Annotated in this window: 10 protein-coding genes and 1 pseudogene; 3 read left to right on the forward strand and 8 right to left on the reverse strand. The window is 40.6% G+C overall.

Annotated features, from left to right (window positions below):
* Positions 1–718 precede the first annotated feature (718 nt).
* The 3 genes from B9Y81_RS11180 to B9Y81_RS11190 form a co-directional block, all read right to left on the reverse strand.
* Entirely contained in the window at positions 719–1,129 is a 411-nt protein-coding gene (locus B9Y81_RS11180; RefSeq protein ID WP_085537007.1) for a DUF3836 domain-containing protein, read from the reverse strand.
* Positions 1,130–1,433: 304 nt separating this feature from the next.
* Positions 1,434–2,102 carry a DUF2461 domain-containing protein gene (locus B9Y81_RS11185; protein ID WP_085537008.1) on the reverse strand — a complete coding sequence of 223 codons (669 nt, stop codon included), beginning with the start codon at positions 2,100–2,102 and terminating at the stop codon, positions 1,434–1,436.
* A 40-nt stretch (positions 2,103–2,142) separates the two neighbouring features.
* On the reverse strand, positions 2,143–4,347 hold the full coding sequence (locus B9Y81_RS11190) for a patatin-like phospholipase family protein (RefSeq protein WP_085537009.1): 2,205 nt from the start codon (positions 4,345–4,347) through the stop codon (positions 2,143–2,145).
* Between the two features lie 332 nt (positions 4,348–4,679).
* Here B9Y81_RS11190 and B9Y81_RS11195 point away from each other — a divergent pair, with 332 nt between their 5' ends.
* The 3 genes from B9Y81_RS11195 (at position 4,680) to B9Y81_RS11205 (ending at position 10,685) form a co-directional block, all read left to right on the forward strand.
* On the forward strand, positions 4,680–7,940 hold the full coding sequence (locus B9Y81_RS11195; protein WP_085537010.1) for a SusC/RagA family TonB-linked outer membrane protein: 3,261 nt from the start codon (positions 4,680–4,682) through the stop codon (positions 7,938–7,940).
* Between the two features lie 34 nt (positions 7,941–7,974).
* A complete protein-coding gene (locus B9Y81_RS11200) occupies positions 7,975–9,726 on the forward strand; it encodes a RagB/SusD family nutrient uptake outer membrane protein (RefSeq protein ID WP_085537011.1) in 1,752 nt (583 codons plus the stop codon).
* Between the two features lie 284 nt (positions 9,727–10,010).
* The gene (locus B9Y81_RS11205) at positions 10,011–10,685 is read left to right on the forward strand and encodes an MIP family channel protein (RefSeq protein WP_085537012.1); all 675 of its coding nucleotides are present in this window, start codon (positions 10,011–10,013) and stop codon (positions 10,683–10,685) included.
* 63 nt (positions 10,686–10,748) lie between these two features.
* On the opposite strand, the gene B9Y81_RS11210 is transcribed toward B9Y81_RS11205, so the two are convergent.
* From B9Y81_RS11210 to trpD, 5 genes and pseudogenes are all read right to left on the reverse strand, one after another.
* Positions 10,749–11,891 carry an iron-containing alcohol dehydrogenase gene (locus tag B9Y81_RS11210; protein ID WP_085537013.1) on the reverse strand — a complete coding sequence of 381 codons (1,143 nt, stop codon included), beginning with the start codon at positions 11,889–11,891 and terminating at the stop codon, positions 10,749–10,751.
* Positions 11,892–11,946: 55 nt separating this feature from the next.
* Positions 11,947–12,723: a tryptophan synthase subunit alpha gene (trpA, locus tag B9Y81_RS15400; protein WP_176221507.1), complete on the reverse strand. Its 777-nt coding sequence runs from the start codon at positions 12,721–12,723 to the stop codon at positions 11,947–11,949.
* Positions 12,724–12,753: 30 nt separating this feature from the next.
* Positions 12,754–13,368: pseudogene (locus tag B9Y81_RS15405) on the reverse strand (phosphoribosylanthranilate isomerase); the annotation flags it as partial.
* Positions 13,358–14,176 carry an indole-3-glycerol phosphate synthase TrpC gene (gene trpC / locus B9Y81_RS11220; RefSeq protein ID WP_085537015.1) on the reverse strand — a complete coding sequence of 273 codons (819 nt, stop codon included), beginning with the start codon at positions 14,174–14,176 and terminating at the stop codon, positions 13,358–13,360. The pseudogene B9Y81_RS15405 and the gene trpC, both read right to left, overlap by 11 nt.
* Before the next feature lie 3 nt (positions 14,177–14,179).
* Positions 14,180–15,175, reverse strand: coding sequence for an anthranilate phosphoribosyltransferase (gene trpD / locus B9Y81_RS11225; RefSeq protein ID WP_085537016.1), 996 nt, complete (start codon positions 15,173–15,175; stop codon positions 14,180–14,182).
* Between the last annotated feature and the right edge of the window lie 36 nt (positions 15,176–15,211).

A 15,211-nucleotide genomic window follows, 5' to 3' on the forward strand; every position in this document is an offset into this window, starting at 1 on the left:
GTTGTTTGAGCGCAGCGAGTTTCGATTTGTTTAGCGAAAGCGCAGTGTTTTTTAGCGAAGGAAGTGCAGCCTTGATCTTTTTTGCTTCGTTTTTTGGATCAAGCCAAAAAATGAAGTGGGGTCGCAGGGGTGAAACCCCTTAAAACCCTGTCCCATCCACTGTCACCCTGAGCTTGTCGAAGGGTCTCATACCAATCCCATTGTCATCTTGAGCTTGTCGAAAGATCTCATACCGTCTGACTATTATTGAACGAAGCTCTATGCAGAGATCTCTCCACTCCGGTCGAGATGACAAAGGGGGGATTGTCGAGATGACAAGAGAAGGTTGTTCGAGATGACAAGGAGGGGGATGGTCGGGTTTAAAAAGGGGAACATTCATTATTCGTAGGGGCGAAAAATCTTTCGTCCTTTACCAAGAAAAATACGCAAACAAGAATCAAATTAACAATTGAAAAATAGCCATCAATCAGCAGAGAAAAATCATTATACTATATAAATAAAAAGATAACCTTTATCTTTCCGAAAATAACCTTTATTTCTCAAAAAATAACCTTTATGTTTTCAGCAACACTTACCGTAGTGACAACCAGCAATATACAAAAACATCAAAAAACAACAAATTATCCCCGATTTTAACTTAAATCTGCAAAAAAACGAACTAAAAAAAGGGCAGCCTCACGGCTACCCTTTCCCTTTACTTTGTGTGTTTATTGTTTATTTATTGAAAAATACTATCGTAATTAGAAACCGGCAGGTTCATTTCCTGAACATTAAGACTGAAATCATTCTTAGATTTATTCCACATGGCATAAACAGAATTAATTTCATCACTTGCACCATTATAGGCATAAGTTGTTAAATAAAAAGGCTCCCAGTTTCCTGATTTCTTGTTCCAGCGAAAAGCTTTCTTTTCTGTAACTTTTCCGGCTTCATTATAGGCAAATTCATACTTTACCTCTTTATTAAGAAGACCTTCTTCCTGAAGGAATACCACTTTAGAAATTACTTTACCGTTTTCCTCCTTTGTATCATAAATATAGTTACGAGGAGACGATGCATTTATCGCAATACTGCAGATAAACATAGCTACAAGAGCAAAAATACTTTTTTTGAAAACTGACTTCTTCATAACGATTTGTTTTATCATTTTGTAATACAAATGTAGGCTCATTACCCGACATTCGCAATATTGAAGTTTCATTTTGTAAGCGTTTTATATATATTTAACCATTCAATGCGGTTTTGAGCATATCAAATAATTCCATAAACAGATCGCCTCCTACAATATGATACAAAGATAGACTATTTTTCAGAAATATCTTTAATAAAAATAAAATACTACACCCTAACGTAGTGTTATTCAACGTATATCAAATTTAACAATTAAGTATTAAATTGAAAGCTATCGCACAAATATGGTCAGTATTAACACATTAGACTTCCCCTTTAAAGTCGTCGACGATATAATTCAGGAATTTATTGAATGGATAGAGCTTTTGATAATCTGAAACACTTTCTTCAATCCAGTTTTTTTGTGTAAAAAACGCATTCGGCTTATAGGAAATAACAGAGAAATCTTTAAGCCGTATTATATTATTGTAAGGAGAGTCCGGAAAACCTACCGGATTACGCTTTAACGACTCACCCTCAAGCGCCGGAAAAACGTTCTTGAAAGCAGGTTCTTCGATTATTTCCACAAACTCATCAATCTGGCTAAAAATCTCCTGACGCAGTTTTTTCAACAAAGGAGGCGGGGGCATCCAAACTCCTCCGGAGAGCAAGCAGCCTCCGGGTTCAAGATGAAGATAGTAACCTCCCCGATCACTACCTCGCCCTCCCCGGGCAATATAAGCAGAGAAATAAGTCTTATAGGGCGTTTTATCCGGCGAAAACCGGATGTCTCTATAAATACGGTACAAACAGTTTTTGGCTTCCAATCCGGCAATATCCGGATCGAACAGAGCGATCCGATTAATTAATTGTTGTACTTCTTCCGTAAATCCGGCTCTCAACACATCATAGCGTTTTTTATTTTCCTGAAACCACTCACGATAATTATTCTCTTTTAGTTCGGTCAAAAAGTCCAGTATTTCCGCGTTCATTTTATTCATTTATTTAAATCGTAAACATACATCTATTTAATCAGAAATAGTAGCCCAGATTCATATAGAATTGGACTCTTTCGGAACGGTCGGATAAGCCTAAATTCACGCTTAACGGCCCTGCCACACTATTAAATCCATACCCTATGCTACCTCCCCAAATATGTTTGCCATCCCATATTTTTTTAGGTGTATCGTGGTGTATCCCCCAATTACCAATAAGGGAAATAAAATGTTTTTTCCCTATACGCTGTCTGAGGTGTAGTTTGCCTACAAAAAGAGCATTCGACAAAACTTCAACTCTATTGATGCCCGCGAATGGCATTTGTTGCGGTGTATATTTTCCGAACACCTCGCCACCCAAAGCGTTCAGAAAGGGATAAGCCACATCATCACCAAACAACGCCCGTCCATAAGCGGAGGGAAGCAAGCTAAGGTGCGAGTTCAGTGGAATAATCGTAGCCGCGCAGGCAGAAATTGAAGTAAAGGGAGTATGACCTTTATATTTGACGAAATTATCGGTATAAATATCATACTGCAAACGGAGGGAAATACCTTTATTCGGGAAATAACCCCGGTCGAAAGTTTCGTAATGGGCTAAGGCGAAATAGCTGATAAAGTCTTCCGGCGACGGGTCATACTCTTGCGCTTCTCCCGAGAAGAGGAATCTTTTATAATCATAATATTCATATCGTATCCCGGTCTGAAATTTAAAATTCAGCCAGTTCATATCCGTATATCCAAATTGGGCAAGATGATGTAAATAGGTGGTATTGTAATTTTTCTTCCCTCTATGGTAAATATCCAGGTCTTTATAATCAACCATATAAGAAAGGTTGAAATTTCGAAGCGGATTGTTTTCAATTGTATAATCTAAGCGTGCATAGGAGCTTTCACTAACACGCCCTGTAATGGCAAAACGCGAACGAAACCGGGTTCTGTAATCGAGTGTCGCATTCAACAGCACGGCCATTATTTCCTCCGTATCAAACCGCAAACCCAGGTTCAGCGAACTCATAGCTTTAGGTTCGGCAATCAGATAAAGTTCATCCTGATTAGCTCCGGATAGTTTGTAGCTCACGTTGGCATAGAAATCTGTTCCTATCATAATATCCATTGCCTTTTTCAGCTGCGCAATCGTTACCGTACTGTTTTCTTTTAACTTACAAAGTGAAAGAAGCCACTTTTCATCACGCGCATCGATACCTTCAAAACGTATAGTACGTATAGTAATCGCTTCATCGTTTCCGGATACGAGCTCACCTCTCCCTTCTTTTTCGTCAGGCAGGAAATCATCCTCTATGCCGATTTTTTGTTTTAAGGTCACCAGCTCATCCCATTTCGACCGCGCCTCCTGCTCTCCGCGACAGGTCATTGTGTCCAATGCAGCAGAAGTGAAGCTCGCCGAATTGTAAGGAGACATGTTCGGGCGCAACAGCAAATCGGTAATATCTTTATTATTCTCATATTTATCCAAACCATGCAAAGCGATAATCTGCCCCACCACATCACCCGGCGTATTCAATCCCTTTAACACTTTCAGGTCACTCGTACCCAAATCAACACCTATGATAACCTCCGCACCCATGTTTCGGGCAATATCCGCAGGGTAATTATTATTCAATCCTCCGTCTACCAAAACCATGCTATCCAGACGAACCGGATTAAATACCGCCGGAATCGCCATACTCGCCCGCATGGCCATAGGCAGACTACCTTGTGTAAAAACATACTCTTTCCCATCCACAACATCTACCGCCACACAGGCAAAAGAGCTTCTGAAAGTTCTAAAATCGACGGCGTCATGATAACCCACTGTCAGATTAGAAAAAAGGTTCTGCAGATTTTGCCCCTTTATCACCCCCTTTATCACCCGATCTTTCTTGTCCTTGCCAAAAGGAAGCGATAATATATAACGTTCGGAAAGTTCTTTTTCCGGAAAAGACTGGCTACTGCGCTCAATCCGGTCACTCAAAAGCATAGTCCAATCCTGCGCCTTAACAATGCTATCAATCTCGGCAGGAGCATAACCGATAGAATAAAGTCCGCCAACGATAGCACCCATACTCGTTCCCACCACATAATCTATAGGAATTCCGGCTTCCTCAATTACCTTAAGCACACCAATATGAGCAACCCCTTTCGCGCCACCACCCCCTAAAACAACGGCAACTTTTTTGCGTTCACCGGCGAAGACCTGCAACACAAACAAAAAGAGTAAAAAAACACAAAAAGCTTTTTTCATTTAATCACTGTTTACAACAAACAAAAATAATGGCTTTATCTGACTAAAACCCTGATATTTGTATTAAAAAAAGATTAAACCACAATTCCCAAAGGAATAGGAGAAAGAAGTGAGTGAGAGAAGACAATTTATATTTATTAACATTTATTTTGATGTAATATCAATTTTTTATCTCTATAATTGCATGATTTATTTCTATATTTTAGATTTTAATTATTAGAGATTCTTTCATTTACATCCTCTAATACGTTATTATAGAGCAATAAAACAACCGGATCACGGGTTGTAGTGATTATTAAATATTTATTATTTGTTAACCTAATAAATTTATTATGCAGAACGCACCATTGACACTTACTAAAAGCGGAATAGGCATTGCTTTAAGTTTACTCCTGGTTGGAGGAGCAGTGTCTTTACCTATTCAGTCAATCAAAGCAGAGGCTAGTATTTCTCAACAAACCCGGAAAGTAACCGGAACAGTAGCCGACATCCACGGCGAACCGCTACTTGGAGTAAACGTTGTTGAAAAAGGAACTACTAACGGTACTATGACCGACTTTGATGGTAATTATACATTAGAGGTCTCGGCTAATTCAACACTCGATTTTTCTTATATTGGTTACATTACACAGTCTGTACCTGTTACAAGCAATACACTTAATGTCGTGCTTGCAGAAAACACACAAGCTATCGATGAAGTGGTAGTAGTAGGTTATGGAACACGTAAAGCAGGTGAAGTAACAGGAGCTGTATCTACCGTAAAAGCAGGAGAGATACAAAAACTGGCAGTTGTTAATGTCGGCGAAGCACTTAAAACAGTACCGGGTGTAACTACGCTACAATCAAACACACCAGGAGCATCTCCAACGATTCGCATCAGAGGACTTGGAACTATCAACAACAATGACCCGTTATGGGTGGTTGATGGTGTTCCCGGAGGTACGGTTAACCCCAACAACATTGAATCTATGACTATTCTTAAAGATGCTGCTGCTCAAGCGATTTATGGTACAAGAGCAGCCAATGGTGTAATTCTCGTCACCACGAAAAGCGGAAAGAAAAGTCAGAAAACACAGATAAACATCAATGTAAAATCCGGAATTGTAAAAAATGCTAATCATTATAAAATGCTAAACACTAAAGAGTATGGAGAAATGCTTTGGTTGCAAGCTAAAAATGATGGTATTTCCGATTATTCACATCCATTATACGGATCTGGATCAACTCCTGATATCCCCGATTATATTTTTCCAAATCGTGGAGTTAATGTTGATGAAAGTTTATACGATAATTTAATGATTGAAGAGGATGGAACAGACACCTATTTAATAACTAAAGCAAATAAAGAGGGAACCGACTGGTTGAGAGAAATAGAACGTACAGCTCAGATACATGACATATCAATGGATGTTAGTGGTGGTAGCGAAAATACGGTATATGCGTTTCAGTTAGGTTATCTGAAACAAGAAGGAGTATTAAAATACACAGGCTACGATCGGTATAATCTTCAATCAAATGTAACATCTGATGTAACAAAATGGTTACAAGTAGGGGAGAATTTAGGTATCACTTACTCCGAACGTTACGGAAATGACACAAATAATGCGGAAGATTCGCCAATCTCATGGGCCTATCGTATGCAGCCAATTATTCCTGTTCATGACATTGCAGGGAATTATGCGGGTACAAGAGTTGGAGGAAACTCAGGAAATGCAAGAAATCCTCTTTTCTTATTAGATACAGATCAGAATGATATGAGAAAAAAAATGAACATAAGCGGTAGCGTTTTTGCAAAAATCACTCCTCTTGAAGGTTTATCACTTAAAACATTATTTGGGTTTAATTATATGTCTTATAATGTAAAAGACATCAACTATGTTGAAAAGGCTTTCGCAGAAAGAGGAAAGTATGATTATCTTTACAGAACAAATCAATTTTCAAAGCAATGGAACTGGACAAACACGGCAGAGTACACAAAAATGATTGGTGCGCACTCTATCACCGCAATGTTAGGAACAGAAGCTGTCGCTTATGATTTCAATGAAACCAAAGCCGAACGATACAACTTCACACTGAAAGATCCATCTTATATTGAACTTAACACAGGCGTAGCTGGTCAAGTAAATAGCGGTTATCTAACCGAATGGAGTTTATTCTCTATTTTTGGTAGAGTAAACTATGCTTATGATAATAAGTATTTATTTGAAGGAGTAGTAAGACGAGATGGTTCTTCTCGCTTTGGGGGTAATAATAAGTATGGAACTTTCCCAGCATTCTCAGTTGGTTGGAGAATCTCAAATGAGCCATTTATGGCTTCAACCCGAAATTGGTTAGATGCGCTAAAAATTCGTGGGGGATTTGGTATAACCGGAAATGACCAAGTTGGAAGTAATTACAACAGCTATACACAATATGCATTTGATTTAGGAAAATCATTTTATCCATTAACCGGAGACAACGGCAGTCAAGGAAATACTGGCTTTTTGCAGAAAACATTCGGTAATGACAACGTAAAATGGGAAACAACTAAAACAACTAATATTGGTCTTGATGCAACACTATTCCAAAGCCTCACATTTAATCTTGACATTTGGCAGAGACGTACTACTGATATGCTTTATCCGAAAGCTATACCGCATGTATTGGGACAAGCTACAGCACCATCAGTCAACGTAGGTGAAATGAGTAATAAAGGTTTTGATTTTGAGATCGGATATAGTGGGGAGGCTTTAGCTAAAGAACTTAATTATTTTGTTAGTTTAAATGTGTCTCATTACAAGAATAAAATTGAATCATTATCTGGATCAGCTGATGAATTTTTGGAAGGGAGCGGCTTCCGCGAACAATACTATACAAGAAGTCAGCAAGGTACAGCATTCCCCGAGTTTTATGGTTATGTTGTAGATGGAATTTTTCAGACTCAAGAGGAAGCTAACGCTTGGCCAGTTGCTTTTGGAGAAAACGGAACTTATAACAAACCTGGTCATTATAAATATCGTGACATTAGCGGTCCGGATGGAAAACCTGATGGTGTTATAAATGCCTATGACCGAACATACATCGGCTCTCCCCATCCTAAATTTGTTACCGGACTTAATTTCTCTGTTGAATACAAGAATTTTGATCTAAGCGGTCAATTATTTGCAAGCTATGGCAATAAGATGGTTAATTACGTAAGACGTTTTATTGACTTCGCTCAATTTAATGGAGGACGTAGCCATGACAGATTGTATAATTCATGGGGTAGCCCATATTTATCAGATAATTCAAAAGCTAAACTTCCAATAGCAGAAGGAAATGACACACAAAGTCAAGTGCCGTCAACTGCTTTTATTGAAGACGCATCATATTTGCGTTTAAGGAACCTACAATTAGGATACAATTTAGGAAATCTTCTAAAAGTAAAAGGCATAAGCAGTTTACGTATATATGCTCAAGTAACAAATCTATTCACTATAACCAATTATTCAGGATTAGATCCGGAAGTTAATATTACAGGTTCCGACAAGACTGCAGGTTCGAACTTAGGAATAGATTCAGGAGCTTGGCCAACACCAAGACAATATATGTTTGGACTTAATGTTGGGTTTTAATTAATTCTTTTTATTTACTTTAAAATATATACAGATGAAAAATATATTGTCTTTAACACAAGCTGTATTGCTAATCGGGTGTATGCTTTTACCTTGTTCATGTGATGACTTTCTGACAAAAGAGCCACCGGGGGTCGCATCCGGAGCTGCGCTTGAAACAGATCAGGGAGTAGAAAGTCTTTTAGTCGGTGCGTATGCCGCTCTTCGAGGAGAAGGACGTTTTGGAGGAGCAATGGGAACAGACTGGACTTATGGAAGTGGCGCTTCAGACGACTGTTATAAAGGAACAGAGTCTGGAGACCAAACGAACTTCAACGATGTGGAGAGATATACAGTTTTACCTACGAATGCTTATATGGCTGAAAGATGGAGAGACTGTTACAATGGTGTTGCTAGAAGTAATAAAGTATTAGAATTCCTAAAGGTTGCCCAAAAAGGCAGCAGTCCATTTACAGAAGAACGAGCCAAACAAGTAGAAGCTGAGGCTAAATTCTTAAGAGCATGGTTTCATTTTCAGGCTAATAAGATATTCAAGACTATTCCTTATATAAAAACTTTAGAGGAGTTAGGAGGTGTTAAACCAGAAGATGTTCCGAATAAAGATGCCGGATGGGACGAGATAGAAAATGACTTACAATTCGCTATTGACAATTTACCTGAAGACAAATTTCCAGGTCAACCAGGGCGTGCAATAAAATATTCTGCTATGGCAGTAAAAGCACATGCTCATATGTATCAAAACGAATTAGATCAGGCAAAAGTACTATTGGATCAGATTATCCAGAGTAATAAATACAAATTAGTAGCAAATTACTTTGACAACTTCGACGAGAGAACTGAAAACAACGAAGAGTCTATCTTTGAAATTCAATGCTCTGCAAGTCCTGTAAATAAAACATCAATGCTGTTAGCCGGTCCTGTGATGCATCAATCGGGTGGTGGAGCTGCTCTTGGTTGGGGCTTTTATCAACCCTCACAAACACTGGTAGATGCCTATCAGGTAGAAGATAACGGATTACCTATATTAGATATTACAAAAAGAAAAACAATTAAAAATGATATGGGAATCGAAAGTACTGAGGAGTTTACACCAACAGATCAATTAGTAGATTTACGACTAGACTGGACTGTATCTCGACGCGGTGTTGACTTCTTAGGTTGGGGAATCTGTGAAGGACGTTCATGGGTTAGAGCACAAGAAAACGGCGGACCGTATATGACGAAAAAATTCATGCATTTCAGTGAATCTCAAGCTTCTCAGAACGGAAGTGGATTTGACAATAATCGGAATTTCAGAATGTATCGTTACTCACATGTTCTTCTATGGAGAGCGGAATGTGCTGTTGAAGAAGGAGATCTTACTAAAGCTCGGGAATTAGTTAATCAAATCCGGAACAGAGTTAAGACAAGCAATCCTGTTATGGGATTATGTAAAACAACAAAGTTTTCAGGAGGAAATATTGAAGTTGAATGGGACAAGCCGGCAGCAAACTATAAAACAGAACCTTATCCGGATAATCATTCAGCCTTTTCATCAAAAGAGAATGCACGTGAAGCTGTCAGAATGGAAATACGCCTTGAGTTCGCAACTGAAGGACAAAGATTCTTTGATTTAAGACGTTGGGGTAATGACATTGAAGTATTGAATGACTATATAAAACGTGATGGTACTTTCAGGATTTTCATGCATGGAGCTAAGTATACAGATAAAAACAGGTATTGGCCAATACCTCAAGCTCAGTTAGACATACAACCTGCATTAACGCAGAACCCTGATTATTTATAAGAAAACACTTTTTAGTGATTTTATATAGACTAAGACAAAAGTGTCTGTAAAGTAGAAAAACCAAACATGGAGAAACTACTTTACAGACACTTTTTCATCTAACAATATGTCATTTATTAAAAAAACACTATTTTTGACCATTAACCGTTCCAAGGACAAGTAAACTTTAATAAATAATGTTTAAATTTAAGTACTTGGTTACTTACTTGATTACTTGATTACTTGAATACTTGATTACTTGATTACTTGATTACTTACTTAGTATTAACAAAAAGAGATTAAACATGAAGAAGTATTTTGCTGAATTATTGGGTACTATGGTACTCGTGCTTATGGGATGTGGTAGCGCCGTTTTTGCAGGTGCAGGTCAGCCTTTCGCGGCTGTTGGAACGCTTGGAGTAGCTTTTGCCTTTGGTCTATCGGTGGTTGCCATGGCCTATACTATTGGAAAGATATCCGGTTGTCACATTAACCCGGCTATAACGCTGGGGATGTTGGTTGCAAACAAAATTTCAGCGAAAGACGCTGCGGGCTATATTGTTTTTCAGGTTATCGGCGCGGTTATCGGATCGGCTATTCTTTTCTTATTAGCTCAAAATTCGGGTTCGACAACCACTTTGACCGGTGCTAACGGTTATACGGATCTGACTCAGGCCTTTGTTGCAGAGGCTGTGTTTACCTTTATTTTCTTACTTGTTGTTTTTGGATCTACTTCAAAAGGAGCAGCTAATAACTTCGCGGGATTAGCAATTGGTCTTGCATTGGTATTGATCCACATTGTTTGTATTCCTATCACAGGTACATCCGTTAATCCGGCTCGTAGTATTGGTCCGGCATTGTTTGAAGGAGGTGCAGCACTTTCACAACTTTGGTTGTTCATCGTAGCTCCGTCTATTGGTGCTATCCTTGCTGCGTTTACGTGGAAGGCTATCGACACAGAACCGGAAACCGGTAAATAAAATATATTTTATATAAGTACACGGGCAAACTTTACTTCAAGTTTGCCCGTGTTTTTTATTTTATTACAAACAAGATCTCAGAATTTTGGCTGCCATAGCACCGTCAACATTTCGACCTTCACCAAAAGCGACATTACGTTCGTTAAAGCGACGTTCTATCTCAACAATTGTATCTTCTCCTACATTTACTTCTCCGAGACGTGTTGCTAATCCGATATTACGGAAAAACTCTTCGGTTTTACGAATAGCCAGATCAGCATTATCACTCATGTTGCCAATAGAAATGTCCCAAACTCGTTCTCCATACTGAACTAACTTTTCTTTTTTCTGTTCCATCAGTACACGTAATGTACCCGGTAATAGGATGGCGAGCGTTTGTCCGTGTGTGATTCCGTGTAAAGCCGTCAATTCATGTCCGATCATATGCGTAGCCCAGTCTGACGTTACGCCCATAGATATAAAATCATTGAGGGCCATAGTCGCTGTAAGCATAAAATCCGCCATTAAATCATAGTTTGTTTTGTCTTCTTTGATCTTCGGAGCTATTTCCACCAAGGTAGACAAAAGCCCCTCGGCCCAACGGTCCATTACGCGGGATTGTCCGGGAGTAGTCATATATTGCTCCATCACATGCACAAACGTATCCGCTAAACCACAAGCCACCTGAAAGTCGGGCAATGTAAATGTTGTTTCAGGATCTAAAATAGAAAATTGAGGGAAATTACTGTAGAAAGGGTATTTCTCCTTCGTTTCGTGGCGCGAGATAACAGCTCCGCTATTCATTTCAGAACCGGTTGCCGGCAAGGTGAGCACGGTTCCCAAAGGAACAGTTTCGGCCGAATATCCTTTCTTTACCAAATCCCACGCGTCGCCTTCGTAAAGCAGACCTGCGGAAATTAGTTTTGTTCCGTCGATAACAGAGCCACCGCCTACCGCTAATAGAAAATCCACGTTCTTTTCTTTCCCTAAATCAATAGCCTTACGCAGGGTTTCAATCGACGGGTTGGGTTCTATTCCCCAAAATTCGGTTACTTCATATCCTTTCAAGGCAGTAATAACCTGATCATAAACACCATTTTTCTTTACACTTCCGCCACCAAATGTAATTAGAATACGCTTGCCCGAGGGTATTTGCTTAGATAGCTTAGCAATTGTACCCTTTCCAAAAATTAAGCGCGTCGTATTCTGAAAGCTAAAATTGTTCATCGTAGTTTTTTAAAGTTATTTTCCCAAAGTTAGCCCTTTTTCTGAAAAAATCACTTCACTTTAGTCCCAGATCAGTCAACAGTCTTTGCACGGCGGCTTTAGGGCTTGATTCGGAAGCCAACAACTGTACAAACCGACTACCCACAATCACGCCCGAAGCATGGGCAGAAGCAGCATCATAAGTAGCTTTATTGCTTATGCCGAAACCAACTAAACGTGGAGTGGAAAGATTCATCTCGTTGATACGACGGAAATAATCTTGCTTTTGTTCGTCGAAACTTTTTTGTGCACCTGTTGTTGCCGCGCTCGATACCATATAAATAAAGCCGCTTGTATTTCTGTCGATCAAACGGATACGCTCTTCGGACGTTTCCGGTGTAATGAGCATGATCACACGTATGTTGTAGGTTTCCGCGATCGCTTTATAATCGGCCATATAATCGGCGTAGGGAAGATCGGGAATGATTACTCCGTCAACACCCACTTCGTTGCACGAACGACAAAAGTTTTCAAAACCGTATTGCATGATCGGATTCAGATAACCCATCAACACAATAGGAATATGTATTTCGTTTCGCGCATCTTTCAATTGTGAAAAAAGAAGCTTCAAGCTCATTCCGTTATGCAATGCTTGTGTAGCGGCAGCTTGTATCACAACACCATCCGCCATCGGGTCTGAGAAAGGAATGCCGACTTCTACCATATCGATTCCTTCAGCCTGTAATTCCCGTAATACAGGCATTGTATCGTTCAGCTTAGGATAGCCGGCCGTAAAATAAACGGAAAGTATTCCTTCTTGTTTCGTTTCAAATAAATGATCTATTCTGTTCATGCTTTTCTTTTTATAGTTCGTAATAAACTGACGCAGCGCATCACTGTTTTTATGGGCCGGAGCAACTTCGAAGCCACTATTTAAATCGATCCCGGCAAAGCGGGAGTGACTAAACTGGCGCAGGGTTAATAAACTTTCAGGACGGATACCGCCACTGAGCAGGAAAGGTGTTTCGCCTGTGTAGGCCGAAAGTACGCTCCAATCAAATGATTGTCCTGAACCGCCATAGCTTTCACATTTGGTATCGAACAAGAAGTAGTCCGCACGACCTTCGTACTCTTTTGTTACCTCCAGATCGCTCACACCGGCTATGGAGAATGCCTTTATTACGGCCAATCCCCGTTTTTGCAGCGCATAGCAAATGTCCGGTGATTCATTTCCGTGCAATTGCAGATAATCCAGTTGATAGGCATTCGCAATGTCCAGCATTTGTTCAAGCGGTGCATCCACAAATACACCTACCTTCTTTATCCGTCGATCCGCGTGATAGAACTTTTCTTTTAATTCACGGCTACCCTCTCCTACGTAACGGGAAGAACGGGGATAGAAAATCAGTCCTAACCAGTCTGCTCCCGCTTCTATAACTCGCCCGATATTAGCAGGATCGCGCATGCCACACACTTTGATGATTGGGTTAGTTGCCATGGGTAATATCTTTTATCAGATTATTCAACTCATTGCCGGGCTGTGCTCCGCGCATAAAAGTTTCTCCGATCAGGAATCCACGGAATCCAACGGCACGCAATCTTTGCAGCATGGCGGCGTCTTTCAGTCCGCTTTCGGAAATCAGCAGCGGATTCAGGTCTTTCTGCTTGCTTAACACCCGCATCTTCTCCGCCAGACGGAACGAGTTTTCTACATCGGTATGAAAAGAACCAAGGTTACGGTTGTTCACACCCAGCATATCCACGTCTTTGTTCAGATGTTCCAATTCTTCTTCACTGTGTACTTCGAGCAACACTTCTAAGTCAAGGCTATGCGCCAATTCGGCAAACTCCGCGCATTGGGCCGGAGTCAGCACGGCGGCAATCAGCAACACAGCATCAGCCCCCATTACTTTAGCCTGATATAGCTGGTAGGGATCAATGATAAAGTCTTTTCGCAAAAGCGGCAACCGAACTAAGCCACGTGCCGTTTGCAAATCGCCCAGCGCACCACCGAAAAATTCGCCGTCGGTTAACACCGAACAGGCGGCGGCTCCTGCCGATTCGTATGCCGGAACAACTTCATGCACAGCCGCTTTCGGGTGCAACCAGCCTTTAGAAGGCGACTTACGTTTGAACTCGGCAATGATTCCCGAAGGGGACGCTTCCAAAGAGGCACGCATAGAAACGGTAGACCGGTCAATCCGTTCATGCCCCAACGCGAGTAATGTTCCCAGGCTAACGGCCTGCTTCTGGCGGTCTACTTCCACGCGTTTATTTGCAATTATATTTTGTAGTATATCTCTCATCTTTCAACGGTTTATTTCTATAAACTTACGAAAAGTTTCCATTGCCCGTCCGCTTTCCAACGATTCACGTGCCTCGGCAATGCAATCTTCTATCTTTTTTTCCGGACAAATCACCTGGATGGCAAAGGCCGCATTTATGATCACACAATTCTTTTGAGGCTCGGTAGCCACGTTGCGCAACACATTATCAAATATCCGTGCCGCCTCTTCGGGTGTATCTCCCCCCAATAGGTCTGATTCGCCACAACGGGCAAAGCCAAGCGATTCGGGCGAATATACTTTTTCTTTTTCCGGCATGGCAACCTTAAACTCGGCAGTCAGCGAAATCTCGTCATAGCCGTCCAGACTGTGAACTACGGCAAAGCGTGTTTCGCTTACCTGATACGTATAACTATAAAGCCGCAATAACGGCAAACTGTACACACCCAACAGTTGATAAGCAGGAATCACCGGATTAACCAACGGACCAAGCATGTTAAAAAAACTGCGCACACCCAGACTTTTACGTACCGGAGCCACAGCCTTGAGTGCCGGATTAAACAAAGGAGCATGTAAATAAGCAATTCCCGAAGCATCCATAGAACGACGTAGCTGATCTATGCTATTTGTAAATTTCACCCCGTGATTTTCCATCACATTACTGGCTCCGCTTACCGAAGTAGCTCCATAGTTTCCGTGTTTCACCACCTGATAGCCTGCTCCGGCAACTACAACACAAGCCGCAGTACTAACGTTGAAGGTGTTTTTGCCATCCCCTCCCGTTCCGACAATGTCAATAGGCTTGTATTCGGACAGATCCACCGGCACGCGCAAATCCAACAAAGCTTCCCGAAAGCCGGTTAGTTCTTCAACCGAAATATTCCGCATCAAAAAAACCGTGATCAGGCTCGCTATCTGAGCATCATTATATGCCCCCGAAGCGATATTTTGCAATATCCGACGCGCCTCATCCTTGCCCAGATATTGATGTTCGAACAATTTATATAATGTATCTTTCATACGATTATCGTTTTTTGATTTTACTTACTCATCAAA

Origin of the sequence: Massilibacteroides vaginae, from assembly GCF_900178525.1 — a bacterium.
GTDB classification, from domain to species: domain Bacteria; phylum Bacteroidota; class Bacteroidia; order Bacteroidales; family Tannerellaceae; genus Massilibacteroides; species Massilibacteroides vaginae.

Coding starts and splice junctions, on each gene's coding strand:
- B9Y81_RS11210 (WP_085537013.1), bottom strand. CDS start 11,891: ATGAACAATTTTAGCTTTCAGAATACGACGCGCTTAATTTTTGGAAAG.
- B9Y81_RS11190 (WP_085537009.1), bottom strand. CDS start 4,347: ATGAAAAAAGCTTTTTGTGTTTTTTTACTCTTTTTGTTTGTGTTGCAG.
- B9Y81_RS11185 (WP_085537008.1), bottom strand. CDS start 2,102: ATGAACGCGGAAATACTGGACTTTTTGACCGAACTAAAAGAGAATAAT.
- trpC (WP_085537015.1), bottom strand. CDS start 14,176: ATGAGAGATATACTACAAAATATAATTGCAAATAAACGCGTGGAAGTA.
- trpA (WP_176221507.1), bottom strand. CDS start 12,723: ATGAACAGAATAGATCATTTATTTGAAACGAAACAAGAAGGAATACTT.
- B9Y81_RS11195 (WP_085537010.1), top strand. CDS start 4,680: ATGCAGAACGCACCATTGACACTTACTAAAAGCGGAATAGGCATTGCT.
- B9Y81_RS11205 (WP_085537012.1), top strand. CDS start 10,011: ATGAAGAAGTATTTTGCTGAATTATTGGGTACTATGGTACTCGTGCTT.
- B9Y81_RS11180 (WP_085537007.1), bottom strand. CDS start 1,129: ATGAAGAAGTCAGTTTTCAAAAAAAGTATTTTTGCTCTTGTAGCTATG.
- trpD (WP_085537016.1), bottom strand. CDS start 15,175: ATGAAAGATACATTATATAAATTGTTCGAACATCAATATCTGGGCAAG.
- B9Y81_RS11200 (WP_085537011.1), top strand. CDS start 7,975: ATGAAAAATATATTGTCTTTAACACAAGCTGTATTGCTAATCGGGTGT.